Below are 20,020 nucleotides of genomic sequence, written 5' to 3'. Positions count from 1 at the left end.
GGCGCGCCCGCCCGGCGCGCCGCCTCATCCTCGCACGCGCCTCCGACAGCCGTCCCACTGACCGGGTGGGCGGGCCGGCGGCGGGGAAGAACACGGGAGGGGGAGATTACGTGACGACGGGTGCGCCGAGGCCCGCGCCCCTGGATCCTTGTCCTCTCACCACGCGCATCTCGGGGGAAAGCGGAACAGTGGAGCGAGCACCGCAGGACGAGACGGCCCTGGAACTCCTGGTCCACGGAGTCGGGGGAACCACACCGGAAGAGATGCTGGGCGACCCGCGCACCGTGCGGATCTCCGGCGACGACACGGCGGCCGTGTTCCGCCGCACCGAGGACGCCGACGCGGAACGCCGCCCCGACGACTACCGCGGCAAACCGGTGCCCGAGGCGTACGTCTGGTGCAACCTGACCTCCGGCAACGGCTCCCGCGCCCTGTGGCTCCTGCTGCTGCCCTTCATGGTGGTCAACCTCGCCCACTGGATGCGGCCCACCTCGCGCCACCGCAAACGCCTCGTGCGCACCTACGGCCTCCTGGTGCGGCTCGTCGGCCTCACCCTCACCGTGCTCCTCGTCGCCGCTGCCTGCGAGCTCGCCCTCGACCTCACCGCCTGGCAGTGCGCGGGCACCCCCGAGTGCTCGGGCGACCGTGCGTGGCTCGGCTTTTTCGCCACCGACGGCTCGGGCAACGGCGGCTGGTGGTCCCAGCCCGGCCGCCGCCTCGCCCTCGCCGCCCTCCTGCCCGTCGCCCTCACCGGCCTCCTCTGGTACCTGTCCCACCGCACCTGGAGCGCGTACGAATCCCAGCAGCCGCTGCCCCAGCAGCCCGACCCGGAGGAGGAGACCAGCCGCACCGCACTCGGCAGGCCCGGGTTCTGGTACGGGCGGCGCCTGGTGGCCCGGCTGCGCGCCGCCCACACGGCGGCCGGTCTGCTCACCGTCGCCGCCGCCGTCGGCACCGCGGCCGCGCGCCACGACCGGCGCCCGGGCGGCCCGGGACCGCTCGACGCCATCGGCTGGGCACTGGTCGCGACGCTCGTCCTCGGCGGAGTGGTCGTGGTGTGGGTGGTGTGCCGCAGGGGACGCACGGAGAAGAGGCTCGACCGGCGACTCGACAGGACCCTCGTCCGTCGGCTGCCGCTCGGCGCGCTCGTCCTGCTCGTCCTCGTCCTCCTGTACGCGGGCTGGTCGCGCCCCGGCTGGCGCTCCGAGGGCAGGCTGCCGGGCGACGCGACGTTCGGCGGCATCGCGCTCGTCCAGGGCGCCCTGATCCTCGGCCTCGCGGTCGTCGCCCACCTCCTGTACCGCACGTCGCCCGACTCCAGGACCGCCATCCGCGGCTTCGGCGGACCCGCCGTCGCCATGCTGTCCTGCGCGCTCGGCGGCGTCATGACCGGCGGCGGCGCACAGCGCGTCTCCGACTGGCTCGACGGCAATCAGGGCTCCATCGACGGACCCGCCCTGGTGCTCACCTGGCAGGCCTCCGTGATCCCGCCGCTCCTCGTGGTCGTCGCGGTGCTGTGCGGCTGGTTCGGGGTCCGCACCGTCCAGCGCAAGCGCGGCGAGATGGCGCGGATGGCCGCCGACTACCCCGACGAGCGCAAGGACTCCACCCGCACCCGCCGCATCGCGGGCACACGCGCGCGTGCCGCCCTCACCGACCGCGCGCCCCTGCTCGTCGGCATCATCTCCGCTGTCACACTGCTCCTGGGCGCCGCCGCGGTCACCGGCGCCTGGGTGACGGACGAAGGGCCGGCGAAGGCCGCGGACGGCCTGCCCGACGTCCTGGAAGGAGCGGCGCAGACCTCCCAGGCCCTCGGATCCTGGCTCATCGGCTTCGGCTTCATACTCTTCGTCACCTGGGGCCGCCGCGCCTACAAGGACCCGTCGGCCCGCCGCACCATCGGCATCCTCTGGGACGTCGGCACCTTCTGGCCCCGCGCCGCCCACCCCTTCGCCCCGCCCTGCTACGCGGAGCGCGCGGTGCCCGACCTGACCTGGCGGATGGCCAGTTGGACGCGCGCCGCCAGCGCCACGGGCGGCCGCCTCGTCCTGTCCGGCCACTCCCAGGGCAGTGTCCTCGCGGCGGCCGCCGCCTGGCAGCTGCGCCCCTCGGTCCGCAGGCGCGTCGCCCTGCTCACCTACGGCTCACCCCTGGAGCGTCTCTACGGACGGTGGTTCCCCGCCCACTTCGGCCCGGCGGCCCTGACCTCCCTGCACCGCGAAGTCGACTGCTGGCGCAACCTGTACCGCACCACCGACCCGATAGGCGGCCCCATCCAGCTGCACGGCGACTGCGGCCCCCAGGTCGACCGCGCCGCCCTCAAGGACCCCCTCGCCTACGGCCGCACCGAGGAACACCCGCTGCCCGCACCCATCCTCGGCCACGGCGACTACCAGGCGGACCCCGCGTTCGGGGAGGAACGGGCACGGCTCCTGGCCCGCCTCAAGGCGAGCGTCCCGCCACCGAGGCCCGAGGCGACGCCCTCGGCGGCGGCGCAGGGCGCCCCGGAGGCGGAGAGCCTCACACCAGCTCCGGCAGATCCTCCGGATACAGCAGGGTGAGGTCGTCCGTGCTCGGCTCGCCGAACTGAGCGACCCGCCCCGCGTGCCGCTCCACCATCGCCTCGAAGGTCTGGCGCGCGGTACGGCCGTTGCCGAACGCGGGACCCTTGGGAAGCGCCGTGAAGTACTTCAGGAGCGCCTCGGACGTCCCCGTGCCGAGGCGGTACTCGTGCTCCTCGGACTGCTGCTCCACGATCCGCAGCAGTTCCTCGGGTGCGTAGTCGCTGAAGGTGATGGTGCGTGAGAAGCGGGACGCCACACCGGGGTTGACGGAGAGGAACCGCTCCATCTCCGCGGTGTACCCGGCGACGATCACCACGACGGCCTCGCGGTGGTCCTCCATCAGCTTCACGAGCGTGTCGATGGCCTCACGGCCGAAGTCGCGCCCGGAGTCCTCGGGGGAGAGGGCGTACGCCTCGTCGATGAACAGCACGCCGCCGCGCGCCCGGTCGAAGGCCTCCTGGGTGCGGATCGCCGTCGAGCCGATGTGCTCGCCGACCAGGTCGACGCGGGACACCTCGACGAGGTGGCCGCTCTCCAGGACGCCGAGCGAGGCGAGGATCTCGCCGTAGAGCCGGGCGACGGTCGTCTTGCCGGTGCCGGGGGAGCCGGTGAAGACGAGGTGGCGGCGGACGGAGGCGGCCTTGAGTCCGGCCAGCTGCCTGCGCCGGCCCACCTCGATCATGTCGGTGAGGGCGCGCACCTCGCGCTTGACGCTGTCCAGGCCGACCAGGGCGTCGAGTTCGCCGAGGACCTCCTTGGAGGCTCGGGCGCTCTTCTCGGCGGCGGGCGACGCGGGCTGGGGGATCTGCGTGCTCTGCGGGCTCTGTGGGCTCTGCTGGGCGGGCAGGGTGCCGAGGAGACCGACGGTCTGGGTGGCCGCCTGCACGGCGGGTGCGGGCTGCGCCGGTGCCGTGGGAGTACGCAGGCCGCCGCTCTCGTCGCTGGCGCAGTCCTCGACGAGCGGGCCCTCCTCCGAGAACTCGAACCCGCCGCGGGCGCACCGCTCCGTGCGGCACTTCTTCAACGTCGTACGGCATCCGTCTATGACGTGGAAGCCGTAGCCACCGCTGCCGCTGACCCGGCAGCCGTGGAAGCTGCCGCGGCCGCCCGCCGACACGTAGAAACCGGCTTCGGCAGGCGAGGTGACCGTGCAGCGCTCGATCGTCGGGTCCGCCCCCTTGGTGACGATTACGCCCGTCTGGACGGCGTCGACCGTGCAGTTGGCGAGGGTGCCGCCGCTGCCGTGGTCGCGGAACCAGGCACCCGTCGCCGCCTCGCGGATACGGCAGTCGTCGAGCTGCGCGGTCGCCCCGTCGCTCACCGACACCGCCGTGTTGCGCACTTGGAAGAGGTCGCTGTCGACGACGTCGGTGCGCGAGCCGCGGTCCAGGACGAACAGCGCGTCCGGCACATCGTGCACCCGGCACGACTCCAGGACCGCCGTCGCGCCGTCGCTGACCCAGACCGCGGGGTAGTCACCCGTACTGTCGTGGATCTCGCACTGATTGGCGTCCACGCGCGTGCCCGGGTCCCACACCGAAAGGCCGTTGCGCCCGAACCGGCTCACCGTGGACCGGGTGAGCGTGAGCACGGAGCGCGAGCGCAGGTCGATCGCGTTCTCCGGGATGTCGTGGATACGGCAGTCGGCCAGCGTGAGGACGGCGTCCGTGTCGAGCGTGACACCGTCCGACGTGGTGCGGTGCACGTCGCAGTCGGTCAGGTGCGCCGCGGCCCGCGCGGTGACCTGCACGCCCGAGCCCTTGACCTCGTACACCTCGCAGCCGATCGCCTCAAGACCCGTGTGCTCCCCGGTCACCGAGAAGCCCGCGCCCGACGCGTGGTGCACCCGGCACCGCTCCAGACGGGGGTGGGCGCCGCCGCGCACGGCGACGCCGGACTGGCCCGCGGCGACGATCTCGCACTCCTCGTAGACACCGCCGCCCCCGTCGAGCACCGCGATGCCGATGCCGCCGGGGTTGTCGACCGTGCAGCGGCGCACCGTCGGGCGGGCCCCGCCGCGCACTTCGAGGCCGGCCGCCGACCGTGTCACCACGCGGATGCCGATGAGTTCGGGGGCGCCGTCCTCGACGAGCAGCGCGGGCGCGGACGAGTCCTGGCCCTCGATGTGCAGGTCCTGGACGACCGCGGAGGCACGGATGGTCAGGGGCACCCCGTCGGAGGGCGCGATGCGCACCGAGCCGGGGGAGCTCTCGGGGCCGCGCAGCGTCACCGCGCGCTGGACGACGAGGTTCTCGCGGTAGGTGCCTGCGGCGACGGTCAGTACGTCGCCGTCGCTCGCGGCCTCCAAGGCAGCGGCGAGCGATGCGTACTCGCCGGTGCGGCGCCGCCACCGCGACGTGCCGGTGTGCGTCACCTGGACCGTGCCCTGTGCCATGGAGTTGCTCTGCCCCCACCTTGTCGTACGCCGGACCTCGCGGCGCTGGATGTGTCACTGCATGTCGTGGCACCGCGCGAGGGGCCGAGGAGTTCGGCCGGTCCACCGTAGCGCGCGCGAGCAGGCCGAGTTGACCTGATGGCCGGGGTGGTGGGTCAGGAGCCGGTGCCGGTCCGCCCCCAGTCGGGTCCCGCCTTCTCCCAGGCACGGTCCAGGCGGGCGTGCCGCGCTCGCACCATGCGCCAGAGGATCAGCCTGCGGGTGCCCTCGATCAGTCCGGCGCTCGCCGTGGCGGCGCCGAATCCGGCCAGGACCGCGTGCGTCGTCGCCGTCGCGCCGTCCAGCGGGCGTCCCACGAGACTGCCGTGCTCGTCGGTCCAGAGCCGGAAGTGGTCGCCGGGATCGGGGGACTTGAGGTCGGAGAGCACCACGCCGTAGTGATCCGTGCGGTCCGGGGCCTTCCAGCGGGCCAGGACGCGACTGTGCGCGTCGCGTGCCGACGAGGTCTCGGGGTCGGGGTCGATCGGGGAGTGGCCGACCTCGCGCAGGACGGTGCCGGTGATCGCGTGGCGGTCCTCGTGCTGCTGTCGCACCGAGGCGAGCAGGGCGTCCCGCGACAGGCTCGTGGTCAACGCCCCGACGACCGGGACGGCGACGAGGATCGACACCAGGGCGGCCAGGGCCAGCCAGGCCTCGGCGAGGTCGGTGCCGCGGCGCAGTGGATTGTGCCGCCACCGCCAGAGGCCGACGATTGCCCGCACTGCCCCGCACCCCCTCCCGCATCCCTCCGCTGTGCTGTATGCCCAGGATCCCAACGTCCATGGTCCGGCGTCGAGTTCCCATTCGGGCATCGATGATTCGGGGAGCGCGAACGCGTCCCCGATGCGGATTTTTCAGGCGGATTCGGGCAATAGGCGTGCGCTCGCTGCCGGACGCGGACGCACGAAAGCCGCCGCCGGGCCGTGGCTCGGCGGCGACCGGCGCCCTGCGGGCTCCCCGGCGGCCTCACGCGGAGCGTGCCCCCCGGCCGCCTGGGACCCGGCGGCGATCAGTACCCGCGGTAGGGGCGGTTGTACGGATCCTCGTACGACGCCGGGGCCGGGCGGGGCTGCGCGGGGCGCATCGCCTCGTACCCCGTGCCCGGGGCCGGCCGCTGGGGCTGGGCGCCCGGGTAGCCGCGCGGGCCCCCGTTCTGCTGCGGGATGTACGGCGCCGGGGCCTGCTGCAGCGGTGCGGGCTGCTGGGCCTGGGGGTAGCCGTACCCCTGCTGGGGATGGGACGGGGCGGCGGGCAACGCGGGCAGCGCGGCCGGCAGCGCGGGCAGGTGACTGCCCGTGTCGTAAGCGGAGGGAACCCGGATCGGGGCGATCTGAGGAGTGCCCCGCTCTGCGACGAGGGAGTCGTAGATCGGAGTGTCCGGGAAGGACGGCGCGGAGTAGTAACCGCCGCCATAGGTGGAGCGGGGGGAGGTCATGCTCCATAAGTTAAGCCCTTGATGTGCTGGTTGGGGAGACCGATAAGAGGGTTGTTTTACGTGTCGGCTGTGGCAGCGGATCCCCAATGCGAGCGAACGTGGGAAAATCGGTCGCCGAACGATGTTCGGATCGTGTAAAGGCCGAGCTCCTGGGGGGTTACCTGGGGTTGGCCCCGGGGCCCGCCGGATGTGGTCGTGGGCCTTCGGGGGCTCCGGGTAATAGGTTGGTCATGAACGGAAACGGCGGCCCTGCCGGACGGCGACTTGCGATGGGGGCGGACATGACAATGTCTAAAGGATCGAATGTTCCCGTACCGGCACCCGCGGTACGGATCGAATTGGGGTGGGGTTCCGGGGCCGGAGTGCCCGACACCGATGCGTCCGCACTGTTGTTGTCGCCTTCCGGAAAGGTGCGCTCGGACGCGGACTTCGTCTTTTACAACCAGCCCGCGCACTCCTCCGGCGCGGTGCGCCACGAAGGCAAGACGACCTCAGGCACCGGCGTCAGCGATGTGCTGAGCGTCGACCTCGCGCGCGTGGAGCCGGAGATCGAGAGGGTCGTGCTCGCCGCGTCGGCCGACGGCGGCACGTTCGGCCGGGTGCCCGGCCTGTACATCCGCGTCCTGGACGCGGCGAACGGCGCGGAACTCGCGCGCTATGACAGCGCGGACGCCACCGTGGAGACCGCCTTCGTCCTCGGCGAGCTCTACCGGCGGCAGAACGCCTGGAAGTTCCGTGCCGTCGGCCAGGGGTACGGCAGCGGCCTCGAAGGGCTCGCCACGGACTACGGCATCTCGGTGGACGAGCCGCAGCAGGCCGCCGCTCCGGCGCCCGTGGCCCCGCCCGCGCCCGCCCCCGCCGCGCCTCCCGCTCCGATGGCCCCACCCGCCCCACCCGCCCCACCCGCCCCCGCCACCCAGCAACCCGCCGCCCCCGCGCCTCCGCCGGCCCCCGCCGCGCCCGTGCGCCTGACCAAGGTCACGCTGACGAAGGACGCGCCGTCCGTCTCCCTGACCAAGCAGGGCGGCACCTCGGGCGGCATGCGCGTGAACCTCAACTGGGAGGTGCGCAAGCAGTTCAAGGGCTGGGGCGCCAAGCTCGGCAGGGCCGTCGCCATGCACGCCGACCTCGACCTCGACCTCTGCGCCCTCTACGAACTCACCGACGGCCGCAAGGGAGTCGTCCAGGCCCTCGGCAACGCCTTCGGCGCGATCGACCAGCCCCCGTACATCCTGCTCGACGGCGACGACCGCACCGGCGCCGTCGCCACCGGTGAGAACCTCACCGTCAACCTCGACCACATCAAGGACTTCCGGCGCATCGTCATCTTCGTGACCATCTACGAAGGGGCGCGCAGCTTCGCCGACCTCAACGCCACGGTCACCCTCCAGCCGCAGCACGGCGCCCCCATCGAGTTCTCCCTCGACGAGTGCACGGTCCCCTCGACCGTGTGCGCCCTGGCCCTGCTCACCAACAACGGCGGCGACCTCGTCGTCCAGCGCGAGGCCCGCTACCTGGTGCCCGACCGCGGCGTGAGCCCACAGCGCACCATGGACCACGCCTACGGATGGGGCATGAACTGGACGCCCGGCAGGAAGTAGCCGCTCAGGGCTGCTCCGGAGAGGGCTCCGGAGCGTTGGCGTCGGGGCGTGTGTACGTACGCCCCTTCCACGCGGCACCACGCCCCCTGTAGTGCTGCACCGCGGAATCCACCGTCATCAGGAGGTAGAGGAAAGCGGTTGCCGGCAGCAGGAGCGCGAGGACGAGCGGCTGGCGGTAGTAGCGGAGCATCGGCAGATACGTCGCCGTCATCACCAGCCAGGCGAGGCCACCGGCCACCGCCGCCGCACGGCTGCCCGTCACGAGCCCCGCGACCAGCGCCACCGGAGGAACGAGATACACCACGGCGAGCCCCGCGACCGTGCCGACGAGCAGCGGCACGTTGTGCCGCAGCTGTGCGTACGCGCTGCGCGAGACCATCCGCCACAGATCGGCCAGCCGCGGATACGGCCGCACGCTGTCCACACCGTCGGCGAGGCCCAGCCAGATGTGGCCGCCCGACCTCTTCACCGCCCGCGCGAGCGCCACGTCGTCGATCACCGCCTGCCGGATGGCGTCGGGGATCCGGGCACGCTCGGCGGCGTCGGTGCGCAGCAGGACACAGCCGCCCGCCGCGGCGGCCGTCCGCGCCCCCTTCCGCGCGATCCACCGGAACGGATAGAGCTGCGCGAAGAAGTACACGAAGGCAGGGACCACCAGGCGCTCCCACAGGCTCTCCACCCGCAGCCGGGCCATCTGCGACACGAGGTCGTAGCCCCCGCTGCCCGCGGCGGCCACCAACCGGCGCAGACTGTCCGGCTCGTGGGCGATGTCCGCGTCGGTGAGGAGGAGATATTCGGGGTCCCGCGCACGGGCGAGGCCGATGCCGTGACGTACCGCCCAGAGCTTGCCCGTCCAGCCCGTGGGCGGCTCGCCGGGGGAGCCGACGGTCAGCGGAAGACCGCCGTGCCGCTCGGCCAGCGCGCGTGCCAGCTCGCCCGTGCCGTCCGAACTCCCGTCGTCGACGAGGAAGACCTCGGCCCGCCCCGGATAGTCCTGCGCGAGCAGCGAGGGCAGGCTCCGGGCCAGCACGGCCGCCTCGTCCCGCGCGGGGACGACGACACCGACCGAAGGCCAGTCGTCCGGCTCCTCGCGCGGTGGCAGACGCACGTCGGTACGCCAGAAGAAGCCCTGCCCCAACAGAAGCCACAGCCACGCGGCAAGCGATCCGGTGGCGGTCCACGCAACGGCGCTCATCCGCCGAAGTCTGCCCCACGGGACGGTGCCTGTGGGGCCCATCGACTATGGTGACCGGGTGAAGATCGCGCTCATGGACTCCGGCATCGGACTGCTCGCCGCGGCGGCCGCGGTGCGTCGCCTTCGACCCGACGCCGATCTCATCCTCTCCTCCGACCCGGACGGCATGCCCTGGGGCCCGCGTACGACGGAGGACCTCACCGCACGTGCCGTCGCCGTCGCCGAGGCCGCGGCCGCGCACCGCCCCGACGCGCTGATCGTGGCCTGCAACACCGCGTCCGTGCACGCGCTGCCCACCCTGCGGGCCCGCTTCGAGTCGGAGTTCCCGGTCATCGGGACCGTCCCGGCGATCAAGCCCGCCGCCGCGGCCGCGGGCGGCGGACCCGTGGCCATCTGGGCCACCCCCGCCACCACCGGCAGCCCCTACCAGCGTGGACTCATCGAAGAATTCGCGAACGGCGTCGCCGTCACCGAGGTGCCCTGTCCCGGTCTCGCCGACGCCGTGCAGTACGCGGACGAGGAGGCCATCGACGAGACGATCGCCGCCGCGGCGGCCCTCACGCCACCGGATGTAAGGGCCGTCGTCCTGGGCTGCACCCATTACGAACTGGTCGCCGAGCGTATTCGTGCCGCCGTCCAGCAGCCCGGACAGCCGCCCCTGGTCCTGCACGGTTCGGCCGGTGCGGTGGCGGCCCAGGCGCTGCGCAGGGCCGGTGCCAACATCGGCGCCGCGGACGTGGTGCCCGGCCTCACCGTGCTGCTCAGCGGGCGCGCGGAGCAGCTGCCCCGCGAGGCGCTCGCGTACGCCGAGGGGCGCATGCTCGCGGAGACCAGCCCGGCGCTCTGACCCGGCGGTCGCTCTCCGTGACGCGGTGGCCCCGCGGCGGAATCTGAGTAGTCTCGGATGCATGAAGGACCAAGCCCCCGAAGAGCGGGCCGCATCCGACAGCCCGCACGAAGTCTGGACCGGACGCGCCACCAACCGCGCCCAGTGGCTCCTGGCGTGCGCCGGTGCCGCCTGTCTGGCGCTCGGCATCGAGCTCGCGGTCGACTCCATGTGGACCTCGGGCATCCTGCCGCTGGTCATGTCCGTCGTCGGATGCATCGCCGTCGGACTCCTGATGCTCTTCGGGACACTCGCCTTCGTCCACGTGGCCGTGAAGGTCGAGAAGGACTACCTGGAGGTGCGCTGCGGCCACCTGGGCCTGCCGCGCCGCCTCATCCCGCTCTCCCAAGTCGTCGGCGCGGACTTCGCCCCCGCCGTGACGCCCCGCCAGTGGGGCGGCTGGGGCTACCGCTGGCGCCCCGAGAAGGGCACCGCCGTGGTGGTCAGGCGCGGCGAGGGCCTGGTGCTCAGCCTGGGCGACGGCCACAAGTTCACGGTGACGGTCGACGACGCGGAGTCGGCGGTGCGGGCGATCCGGGCGCGGCTCGGTCTCAAGGGCACCGCAAGCTGACCGTCCGGAGCCGCGGTGCCGGACTCAGCCGGTGAGCGAGGGGTCCTCCTCGTGGCGTCCCGCGGTCAGAGGCCGCGCCGTCGCGATGCCCGCAAGCAGGCCCGCCCCCGTCGTCACCGTCGTCACGCTCAGTGCGTTCCCGACCGCCGCCACGGCCGTCAGCGCTGTGAGGGCAGCCCCTGCCGACAGGACGACCTGCGTCGAGCCGGGGGAGCGCCACAGGGCGTAGAGGAGCCAGCAGAACACCGCCGCCAGCAGTGCCACGCCGACGACGCCCTGCTCCGACGCCTGCTGGAGCGTGGCGGAGTGCGGCTTGCCGTCCGCCACGAGGTCGTCGGCGGCGACCGGGCTGACATCACCGAACCGGCCCGGGCCCACGCCCATGGCGGGCTCCCGCTCCGCGAGGGTCAGCGCGTCCTGCCACAGCACCACGCGGTGGTGGCCGACGCTGCCCTCCAGCGGTGCGGTCAGCCCCTCCGGGAGCGAGTCGTCGGCCAGGGCCAGGGACACCCCGGTGAACAGGACCGACGCGGCGGCGAGCCCGACGATGCCCAGGGCCCGGTTCCGCACCCGCGCCGCCGCGAGCGAGCAGAGCAGCACCACGACGGCGCCGGCGCAGCCGACCGGTGAGCCGAGGACCGCCGCCGCGCCCGCGATCCCCGCGGCGAGCAGCCGCAGCGCGAGGCGGAGCGAAGGGGTCCGGGCCGCCCAGGCCGCGCAGCAGGCCGCACCGGCGGCAAGGATCAGCAACGCGGCGGTGGCACCGGTGTGGCCCAGAGGAGAGGAGGGGCTGAGCGTGAGACGGGGCGCCCCCACGGCGAGACCGAACCCGGCGAGCGCGCCCGCACACGGCGCGGCGACGGGAAGCAGCGCTCCGCAGATCCGTCCGCCCGCGTACCCCGCGGCCACGGCGAGCACCGCGAGGAGCATTCCTTCGGGGCTGCCGCCGTGCACACCGGCGGTGATCAGCGCCCACGCGGCACAGGCGCCGAGCAGCGCCCCGCCCGTCGCGTCGGACGCGCTCCGCCGCTCGTGCGCCGCTGCCGGACAGGCCGAAGCGGCCGTACCCGTTGACCCCACCCCGTCGCCCCCCGGAATATGACGGGCCCCCACCGGCGCGGACCGCTCCACGTTGACGTGGACCGGACGGGCCTCGGGGACTCGGCCACACGCTAACGGCTGACGCCCCGCTTTGGGACCAGTTGTGCAGGAACGATTCATCGAACGGGCCCCGAGGGCCGGTCCGGCAGCAGCCGCCCACCGCCCCCGTACCGAGCTGTCGGCGCCCAGGTGACGCGCCGTACACTCCCCGAGTGACCGCCACCACCACCTCCGTAGACGAGCCGGATCAGCTCGATCCGCAGCCCCCGCAGGCCTCCCGCGCCACGCGCCTCCTGCGCCGGTTCGTGCCCGCCGCCGTGGCGGCCCTCTCCGGAGTGCTGCTCTACGTCAGCTTCCCGCCCCGCACCCTGTGGTGGCTGGCGCTCCCCGCCTTCGGCGCGCTCGCCTGGTGTCTGCGCGGCCGCACCTGGAAGGCGGGCCTCGGCCTCGGCTACCTCTTCGGCCTCGGCTTCCTCCTGCCGCTCCTCGTGTGGACCGGTGTGGAGGTCGGCCCCGGCCCCTGGCTGGCGCTCGCCGCCGTCGAAGCGGTCTTCGTCGCCCTCGTGGGCGCCGGCATCGCGGCCGTCTCACGGCTGCCCGGATATCCGCTCTGGGCGGCCGCTCTGTGGATCGCCGGAGAAGCGGCACGCGCGCGTGTGCCGTTCAGCGGGTTCCCCTGGGGGAAGATCGCCTTCGGCCAGGCGGACGGCGTGTTCCTGCCGCTCGCCGCACTCGGCGGCACCCCCGTGCTCGGCTTCGCGGTCGTCCTCTGCGGCTTCGGGCTGTACGAGGTGGTGCGCCAGGCCGTCGACGTACGCGCCACCCGTGCCCTGCACCGTGGCGCGGCCGCCGTCGCGGCGCTCAGCGTGCTCGTCCCCGTCGTCGGCGCCTTCGCTGCCCGCCCGCTCGTCAGCGACGAGGCGGAGGACGGCACGGCGACCATCGCCGCGATCCAGGGCAACGTCCCGCGCGCGGGCCTCGGCTTCAACGCGCAGCGCCGCGCCGTCCTCGACCACCACGTCCGTGAGACCGAACGCCTCGCCGCCGAGGTGAAGGCCGGCAGGGTGGCGCGCCCGGACCTCGTCCTGTGGCCGGAGAACTCCTCCGACATCGACCCCTTCGCCAACCCCGACGCCCGTCTCGCGATCGAGGGCGCGGTCAAGGCCATCGACGCGCCGGTCTCCGTCGGCGGGGTCGTCGAGAACGAGAACGGCAAGCTCTACAACGAGCAGATCCTCTGGGACCCGAAGAAGGGCCCCACGGACACGTACGACAAGCGGCAGATCCAGCCGTTCGGCGAGTACATCCCGCTGCGCTCGCTCGTCAGCGCGTTCAGCAGCGACGTCGACAAGGTGCGCAGGGACTTCAGCCGCGGCACCGACCCCGGCGTCTTCACCATGGCAGGCACGAAGGTGGGCATCGCGACCTGCTACGAGGCCGCCTTCGACTGGGCCGTGCGCGACACCGTCACCAACGGCGCCCAGATCCTCTCCGTACCCAGCAACAACGCCACCTTCGACCGCAGCGAGATGACCTACCAGCAGCTCGCCATGTCCCGGATCCGCGCGGTCGAGCACAGCCGCGCCGTCGCCGTCCCGGTGACCAGCGGCGTCAGCGCCGTCATCATGCCGGACGGGAAGATCAGGTCGAAGACGACGTGGTACACCGCCGACTCGCTCGTCGAGGAGGTCCCGCTGCGCTCCTCGCAGACCCCCGCGACCCGTCTCGGCGTGCTCCCCGAGGGCATCCTGGTCCTGATCGCCGCGGGCGGTTTCGGCTGGGCCGTGACGTCGGCGGCGCGGGCCCGGCGGAGCACCGGTCGGAAGTAGCCGGGGAGCAACTGCCGAGCGCGGGGCCCGGGTCGACGACCCCGGCCCCCGACTGGACGGCGGCGCATCGCCGTTAGGGTCGGAGCATGGCTACTCCTGACTTCATCCGCACCATCCGCGCCGACGCCGGCCAGCAGCTGCTCTGGCTCCCCGGAGTCACCGCCATCGTCTTCGACGACGAGGGAAGGGTGCTGCTCGGACGGCGCTCCGACAACGGCAGGTGGTCGGCGATCGGCGGCATCCCCGACCCGGGCGAGCAGCCCGCGCAGTGCGCGGTGCGCGAGGTGTACGAGGAGACGGCCGTGCACTGCGTGCCCGAACGCGTCGTCCTGGTCCAGGCACTCGAACCGGTGACCTACGACAACGGCGACACGTGCCAGTACATGGACATCACCCTGCGCTGCCGCGCCGTCGGCGGTGAGGCGCGGGTCAACGACGACGAGTCGCTGGAAGTCGCGTGGTTCGAGGTGGACGCGCTGCCCGAACTGCACGAGTTCTCGCTGTCGCGGATCAAGCGAGCGCTCGCGGACGAGCCCGCCTGGTTCGAGCCGGCCCCGGCGGGACAGTGACCTGGGAAGCCGTCGGCCCGCTCTCCGTTAGCCTGAGGGCACGATGAACCGTTTGAGCACGTCATGGGGCGCGTACGACCTCACCCGCTTCCCGGAGGACCCCCGCGACCAGCTGCGCGCCTGGTCGGCGGCCGACGCCTATCTGCTGCGGCAGCTCGCGGGCGAGGAGGACGCGGCGCCCGACGGGTTCCCCGCGACCGTCGACCTCTCCGGGACGGTGGCCGTCCTCGGTGACCGGTGGGGCGCGCTGACCACCGCGCTCGCCGGGCACGCGCGCGTGCCGGTGCAGATCACCGATTCGTTCCTCGCACAGCAGGCGACCCGCGCCAACCTCGCGCGCGCGGGCCACGCGCCGGACGCGGCACGGCTGTTGACGACCAGGGACGCGCCGCCCGCCCGCGTCGACGTGCTCCTCGTCCGCGTACCGAAGAGCCTCGCGCTCCTGGAGGACCAGCTCCACCGGCTCGCGCCCGCCCTGCACGAAGGCACGGCCGTCATCGGCACCGGCATGGTCACCGAGATCCACACCTCGACGCTGGAGCTCTTCGAGCGGATCATCGGCCCCACCAGGACCTCCCTGGCCCGCCAGAAGGCACGGCTCATCTTCAGCGCCCCCGACCCGGCGCGCACGGCAGGCACCAGCCCCTGGCCGGGCCGTTACGTGCTGCCCGCCGACTCCGGGGCGGGCGCCGGCCTCACCGTCGTCAACCACGCGGGCATCTTCTGCGCCGACCGCCTCGACATCGGCACCCGCTTCTTCCTCAAGCACCTGCCGCGCGCCCGGGGCGGCGCCCACGTCGTGGACCTGGGCTGCGGCAACGGCGTGCTCGGCACCGCCGCCTCCGTCGCCGACCCCGACGCCACGGTCACCTTCATCGACGAGTCGTTCCAGGCCGTCGCCTCCGCCGAGGCCACGTTCCGCGCCAACGCCCCCGACGGTGCCGAGGCCCACTTCGTGGCGGGCGACGCCCTCTCGGCCGTACCGCAGGGGACGGTCGACGTCGTCCTGAACAACCCGCCGTTCCACAGCCACCAGGCCACGACCGGCGCCACCGCCCACCGCATGTTCACCGGCGCCCGCGCCGCGCTGCGCCCCGGCGGCGAGCTGTGGGTCATCGGCAACCGGCACCTCGGCTACCACCTGAAGCTCCGCAAGCTCTTCGGCACCGCGGACGTCGTGGCGAGCGACCCGAAGTTCGTGCTCCTCCGGGCGGTGAAGGGCGGCCACTGACCGCCTTCGGGGCCTGTTCGGCCCTCCCGCGGACGGCCGAACGGTGGCAGCGTCATGGTCCGGGGGTCCGGGCAGGCCGTCGGGGCCGGTCGGTCACGCGGTGCTCCGCCGTGCGCGCCGCCCGGTGGCGGCCGTCCCGCACGGCTGGTGTGCTGGACGCGGAGAAGCCATGAGCGCCCCGCACGACTGACCCGCCCTTCCCGTGGAACCCGCGGGACACCCTTGACCACAGCCGTACGCACCGAACCTGCGAGGAGGACCTTGTGGCACCCGTGGCGAAGGACCGCCTGGCGGCACTGGACGCCCACTGGCGCGCCGCCAACTACCTGGCCGTCGGCCAGATCTACCTGATGAGCAACCCCTTGCTGACCGAGCCCCTGCGGCCCGAGCACATCAAGCCGCGCCTGCTCGGGCACTGGGGTACCTCACCGGGCCTCAACTTCGTCCACACCCACCTCAACCGCGTCATCCAGGAGCGGGATCTGGACGCGCTGTGCGTGTGGGGACCGGGCCACGGCGGGCCCGCCGTGCTCGCCAACTCCTGGCTCGAAGGCAGTTACACGCAGACGTACCCGGACATCACACGGGACGCGGAGGGCATGGCGAAGCTGTTCCGCCAGTTCTCCTTCCCCGGCGGCGTGCCCAGCCACGTGGCGCCCGAGACGCCGGGATCGATCCACGAAGGCGGTGAGCTGGGCTACTCGCTCGCGCACGCCTACGGAGCCGCCCTGGACAACCCGGACCTCCTGGTCGCCTGCGTGATCGGCGACGGCGAGGCCGAGACGGGGCCGCTGGCCGCCTCCTGGCACTGCAACAAGTTCCACGACCCCGCGCACGACGGCGCGGTCCTGCCGATCCTCCACCTCAACGGCTACAAGATCGCCAACCCGACCGTGCTCGCCCGGCTCCCCGAGGCCGAGCTCGACGCGCTCCTCAAGGGCTACGGACACCAGCCGATCTACGTCACCGGCGACGAGCCGCACGAGATGCACCAGGCGATGGCCGCCGCGATGGACCGGGCGCTCGACCGCATCCACACGATCCAGGAGACCGCCCGCAGCGGTGACGGCGCACAGGGCCGCGAACCCTGGCCGGTGATCGTGCTGCGTACCCCCAAGGGCTGGACCGGCCCCGTGGCCGTGGACGGCCAGCCTGTCGAGAACACCTGGCGGGCGCACCAGGTGCCGCTGTCCGGAGTCCGCGAGAACCCGGACCACCTGCGGCAGTTGGAGGAGTGGCTGCGCTCGTACCGTCCCGAGGAGCTCTTCGACGCCGAGGGCCGCCCGAACGAGCAGATCGTGTCCTGCGTCCCCGAGGGCGAGCGCAGGCTCGGCGCCACCCCGTACGCCAACGGCGGCAGGCTCACCCGCAAACTGCCCGTCCCGCCGCTCGAACACTTCGCCGTCACCGTCGACAAGCCGGGCACGACGCTGCACGAGCCGACCAGGATCGCGGGTGCCCTCCTCGCGCAGGTCATGGCGGACACCGCCGAGCGCAGGGACTTCCGGGTCGTGGGCCCGGACGAGACCGAGTCCAACCGGCTCGGCGCGCTGTACGACGTCACCGGCAAGATCTGGCAGGACCGCACCCTCGACACGGACGAGCACCTCGCGCGCGACGGCCGCGTCATGGAGGTCCTCTCCGAGCACCTCTGCCAAGGCTGGCTGGAGGGGTACACGCTCACCGGCCGCCACGGCCTGTTCTCCTGCTACGAAGCGTTCGTCCACATCGTCGACTCGATGGTCAACCAGCACATCAAGTGGCTGAAGACCTCGCGCGCGCTGCCGTGGCGTGCGCCCGTGCCGTCGCTGAACTACCTGCTCACCTCGCACGTGTGGCGGCAGGACCACAACGGCTTCTCGCACCAGGACCCGGGCTTCGTCGACCACGTGCTGAACAAGAGCCCCCATGTCGTACGCGTCTACCTGCCGCCGGACGCCAACACCCTGCTGTCCGTGACCGAGCACGTCCTGCACAGCCGCGACTACGTCAACGTCGTCGTCGCGGGCAAGCAGCCGACCTTCGACTGGCTCTCCCTCGACGAGGCCCGCGCCCACTGCGCGCGCGGCGCGGGCGTCTGGGAGTGGGCGGGGACGGAGCAGGGCACGCGCGAGCCGGACGTGGTCCTCGCCTGCGCCGGTGACGTGCCGACGCAGGAGGTGCTCGCCGCCGCCGCGCTGTTGCGCGAGCATCTGCCGGAGCTCACCGTGCGGGTCGTCAACGTCGTCGACATCGCCCGTCTGATGCCCCGCGAGGAGCACCCGCACGGCATGGCCGACTCCGAGTTCGACGCGCTCTTCACCCGCGACAAGCCGGTGATCTTCGCGTACCACGGCTACCCGTGGCTGATCCACCGCCTCGCCTACCGCCGCACCGGCCACGCCAACCTGCACGTGCGCGGCTACACGGAGGCGGGCACGACCACGACACCCTTCGACATGGTCGTACGCAACAACCTCGACCGGTTCCGTCTCGTCATGGACGTCGTCGACCGCGTCCCGGGCCTGGCCGTGCGCGCGACGGCGGTGCGCCAGGCGATGGCCGACGCCCGCACGCGCCACCACGCCTGGATCCGCGAGCACGGCACGGACCTGCCCGAGGTCGCCGACTGGACGTGGCCGTACTGAACGAGCTGTTCCCGCGGGCCCGCACCGTCCTCGCCCCGGGGGCGGTGCACCTGCCCGACTGGCTGGCACCGGAGGCGCAGCTCCGGCTCCTTGAGGCGTGCAGGGAGTGGGCGCGGCCACCCGCCGGGCTGCGTACGGTCAGGACGCCCGGCGGCGGTGCGATGACGGCGCGGCAGGTCTGCCTGGGGTGGCACTGGTATCCGTACGGGTACGCGCGCACCGTCGTCGACGGGGACGGCGCCCCGGTGAAGCCGATGCCGCCGTGGCTCGCCGAGCTGGGCCGCGCGGGCGCCGCGGCGGCCGGTCACGACGTCGAGGGGCCGTACGACATCGCCCTCGTCAACTTCTACGACGCCGACGCGCGGATGGGCATGCACCGCGACAGCGACGAGAACTCGGGGGCCGCAGTGGTGTCCCTGAGCCTCGGGGACACAGGTGTATTCCGCTTCGGCAACACGGAGACGCGCACGAAGCCCTACACGGACGTCGAGCTGCGCAGCGGCGACCTGGTGGTGTTCGGTGGCGCCTCGCGCCTCGCGTACCACGGGGTGCCGAAGGTGCTTCCCGGCACCGCGCCGCCGGAGCTGGGGCTGACCGGGCGGTTGAACATCACGCTGCGGGTCAGCGGGCTCGCCGGGGACGGGCGCTGAGGGTCATGCGGCGTCGTGGAAGACGAGCCCCAGTGACCTGCGCAGCCCCGACCGCACCGTGCTCACGCCGTGCCGCACCGGCCCCGCGGACCAGCCGCGCGCGGAGCGCACCGGGCGGTCCCGGGTGGTGAAGACCAGGCCGTGGCCCTGCTTCAGGACGGTCGACGTGCCGCGCGACTGGGCCCGCGGCCGCTGCTCGACGAGCAGGAACTCGCCGCCCGTGTAGTCGGTGCCCTGCTCGTCCAGGCCGATGACGACCTGGAGAGGGAAGACCAGGTCACCGAACAGGTCGCGGTGCAGGGCGTTCCAGTCGCCTTCTTCGTAGCGCAGCAGGATCTGGGAGGACTTGGTCTGGCCCGCCGCGTGGCACCGGTCGAGCCACTCCTCCAGGGAGTCGGGCCAGGGGGCAGGGCGCCCCAGGCGGTCGGCCCAGTCGCGGGCGACGGCGAGCAGGTGCGGGTAGAGCGCCGACCGCAGTTCGGCGACGGGGTCAGGGAGGTCGTGGGTGAAGTAGCGGTACCGGCCGGAGCCGAAGCGGTGCCTGGCCATGTCGACGGTGGAGCGGAAGAGGGCGGGGTCGTCGTAGAGCTCGGCGATGCGGCGGCATCCGGCGGGATCGACGAGGCGGGGTGTGAGCGCGCAGCCGTGCGCGTCGAGCTCGGTGGCGAGCGCCGTCCAGTCCGCCGCGTCGACCGCCGCGCCGGGGGTGCGCGTGGTGGTGGTCATGCCGTCGCCTCCAGGTCGAGGAGCAGTTGCTTGCGCTCCAGACCGCCCGCGTAGCCGGTCAGGGAGCCGTCGGCGCCGATGACGCGGTGGCAGGGGCGGACGACGAGGAGCGGGTTGCGGCCGATGGCGGTGCCGAGGGCGCGGACCGCGGCGCGGGAGAGGCCGAGGCGTTCGGCGAGCCGTCCGTAGGTGGTCGTGGTGCCGTAGGGGATCGTGTCGAGGGCGTCCCAGACCTTGCGCTGGAACTCGGTGCCCGCCCCGGCGGCGTACTCGATGTCGAAGTGGGTGAGGCTCCCGGCGAAGTAGGCGCGCAGCTGCGCGGTGACCGCGTCGAACGCCTCGTCGTCGCGGACCCAGCCGTCCCTGACGGCGGCGCCGCCCTTCTGGTCCGGCACGGACAGCGAGACCAGGGCGGTGCCGCCCTTGGCGGTGGCCGACTCCTCGCCCACCAGCAGCAGCTCGCCCAGCGGGCTGTCGATCGTCGCGTAGACGGTCATCGGACTCTCCTCAAGCGTTCGGTTCCTGTCTCCAGTCTGCGTCTCGCGCGAGGGCGCGGCTGGCGGGATTCGGACATGGCACTGGGGGTTCCGGCTACCACCCG

The 20,020-nt window shown here is 73.1% G+C and carries 16 protein-coding genes; 9 read left to right on the top strand and 7 right to left on the bottom strand.

Going from position 1 to position 20,020, the window contains the following annotated elements; translation table 11 throughout:
* Window positions 1–167: 167 nt before the first annotated feature.
* Complete coding sequence (locus tag NOO62_RS04885) at window positions 168–2,561, top strand: hypothetical protein (RefSeq protein WP_414930971.1); 2,394 nt, start codon at window positions 168–170, stop codon at window positions 2,559–2,561.
* Here the strand turns inward: NOO62_RS04885 and NOO62_RS04880 are convergent.
* The 3 genes from NOO62_RS04880 to NOO62_RS04870 form a co-directional block, all read right to left on the bottom strand.
* On the bottom strand, window positions 2,521–4,959 hold the full coding sequence (locus tag NOO62_RS04880; protein ID WP_268769658.1) for a right-handed parallel beta-helix repeat-containing protein: 2,439 nt from the start codon (window positions 4,957–4,959) through the stop codon (window positions 2,521–2,523). The two genes, NOO62_RS04885 and NOO62_RS04880, sit on opposite strands and share 41 nt — an antisense overlap.
* Window positions 4,960–5,114: 155 nt before the next feature.
* Entirely contained in the window at window positions 5,115–5,720 is a 606-nt protein-coding gene (locus tag NOO62_RS04875; RefSeq protein WP_268769657.1) for a hypothetical protein, read from the bottom strand.
* 287 nt (window positions 5,721–6,007) lie between these two features.
* Window positions 6,008–6,433, bottom strand: coding sequence for a DUF6643 family protein (locus NOO62_RS04870; RefSeq protein WP_268769656.1), 426 nt, complete (start codon window positions 6,431–6,433; stop codon window positions 6,008–6,010).
* A gap of 269 nt (window positions 6,434–6,702) precedes the next feature.
* On the opposite strand from NOO62_RS04870, the gene NOO62_RS04865 reads away from it, so the two are divergent.
* Window positions 6,703–8,034: a TerD family protein gene (locus NOO62_RS04865; RefSeq protein ID WP_268775470.1), complete on the top strand. Its 1,332-nt coding sequence runs from the start codon at window positions 6,703–6,705 to the stop codon at window positions 8,032–8,034.
* A gap of 4 nt (window positions 8,035–8,038) precedes the next feature.
* Here NOO62_RS04865 and NOO62_RS04860 read toward each other — a convergent pair whose 3' ends face one another.
* Window positions 8,039–9,229, bottom strand: a complete 1,191-nt coding sequence (locus NOO62_RS04860) for a glycosyltransferase (RefSeq protein ID WP_268769655.1) — start codon at window positions 9,227–9,229, stop codon at window positions 8,039–8,041.
* A 58-nt stretch (window positions 9,230–9,287) separates the two neighbouring features.
* On the opposite strand from NOO62_RS04860, the gene NOO62_RS04855 reads away from it, so the two are divergent.
* Complete coding sequence (locus NOO62_RS04855) at window positions 9,288–10,076, top strand: glutamate racemase (protein WP_268769654.1); 789 nt, start codon at window positions 9,288–9,290, stop codon at window positions 10,074–10,076.
* A 61-nt stretch (window positions 10,077–10,137) separates the two neighbouring features.
* Entirely contained in the window at window positions 10,138–10,686 is a 549-nt protein-coding gene (locus NOO62_RS04850; RefSeq protein ID WP_268769653.1) for a hypothetical protein, read from the top strand.
* A 24-nt stretch (window positions 10,687–10,710) separates the two neighbouring features.
* On the opposite strand, the gene NOO62_RS04845 is transcribed toward NOO62_RS04850, so the two are convergent.
* Window positions 10,711–11,766, bottom strand: coding sequence for an O-antigen ligase family protein (locus tag NOO62_RS04845; protein ID WP_268769652.1), 1,056 nt, complete (start codon window positions 11,764–11,766; stop codon window positions 10,711–10,713).
* Between the two features lie 233 nt (window positions 11,767–11,999).
* On the opposite strand from NOO62_RS04845, the gene lnt reads away from it, so the two are divergent.
* The 5 genes from lnt to NOO62_RS04820 all read left to right on the top strand — a co-directional run bounded on the left by lnt (window position 12,000) and on the right by NOO62_RS04820 (window position 18,693).
* A complete protein-coding gene (lnt, locus tag NOO62_RS04840) occupies window positions 12,000–13,616 on the top strand; it encodes an apolipoprotein N-acyltransferase (RefSeq protein ID WP_268769651.1) in 1,617 nt (538 codons plus the stop codon).
* Window positions 13,617–13,702: 86 nt separating this feature from the next.
* The gene (locus NOO62_RS04835; protein ID WP_268769650.1) at window positions 13,703–14,185 is read left to right on the top strand and encodes an NUDIX hydrolase; all 483 of its coding nucleotides are present in this window, start codon (window positions 13,703–13,705) and stop codon (window positions 14,183–14,185) included.
* Between the two features lie 43 nt (window positions 14,186–14,228).
* The gene (locus tag NOO62_RS04830) at window positions 14,229–15,416 is read left to right on the top strand and encodes a methyltransferase (protein WP_268769649.1); all 1,188 of its coding nucleotides are present in this window, start codon (window positions 14,229–14,231) and stop codon (window positions 15,414–15,416) included.
* 263 nt (window positions 15,417–15,679) lie between these two features.
* Window positions 15,680–18,043, top strand: a complete 2,364-nt coding sequence (locus tag NOO62_RS04825; protein WP_268769648.1) for a phosphoketolase — start codon at window positions 15,680–15,682, stop codon at window positions 18,041–18,043.
* Window positions 18,031–18,693, top strand: coding sequence for an alpha-ketoglutarate-dependent dioxygenase AlkB family protein (locus NOO62_RS04820; RefSeq protein WP_268769647.1), 663 nt, complete (start codon window positions 18,031–18,033; stop codon window positions 18,691–18,693). The genes NOO62_RS04825 and NOO62_RS04820 overlap by 13 nt, the downstream gene beginning before the upstream one ends.
* Window positions 18,694–18,696: 3 nt before the next feature.
* Here the strand turns inward: NOO62_RS04820 and NOO62_RS04815 are convergent, their stop codons facing one another.
* Window positions 18,697–19,419 (bottom strand): 2OG-Fe(II) oxygenase, encoded by a 723-nt coding sequence (locus NOO62_RS04815; protein ID WP_268769646.1) that lies wholly within the window; start codon window positions 19,417–19,419, stop codon window positions 18,697–18,699.
* Window positions 19,416–19,916: a methylated-DNA--[protein]-cysteine S-methyltransferase gene (locus NOO62_RS04810; protein ID WP_268769645.1), complete on the bottom strand. Its 501-nt coding sequence runs from the start codon at window positions 19,914–19,916 to the stop codon at window positions 19,416–19,418. Before NOO62_RS04810 ends, NOO62_RS04815 begins: the two co-directional genes overlap by 4 nt.
* Window positions 19,917–20,020 lie beyond the last annotated feature (104 nt).

The organism is Streptomyces sp. Je 1-369, assembly GCF_026810505.1.
GTDB lineage: Bacteria > Actinomycetota > Actinomycetes > Streptomycetales > Streptomycetaceae > Streptomyces.
This window is presented reverse-complemented; position numbering and strand designations above follow the sequence as displayed.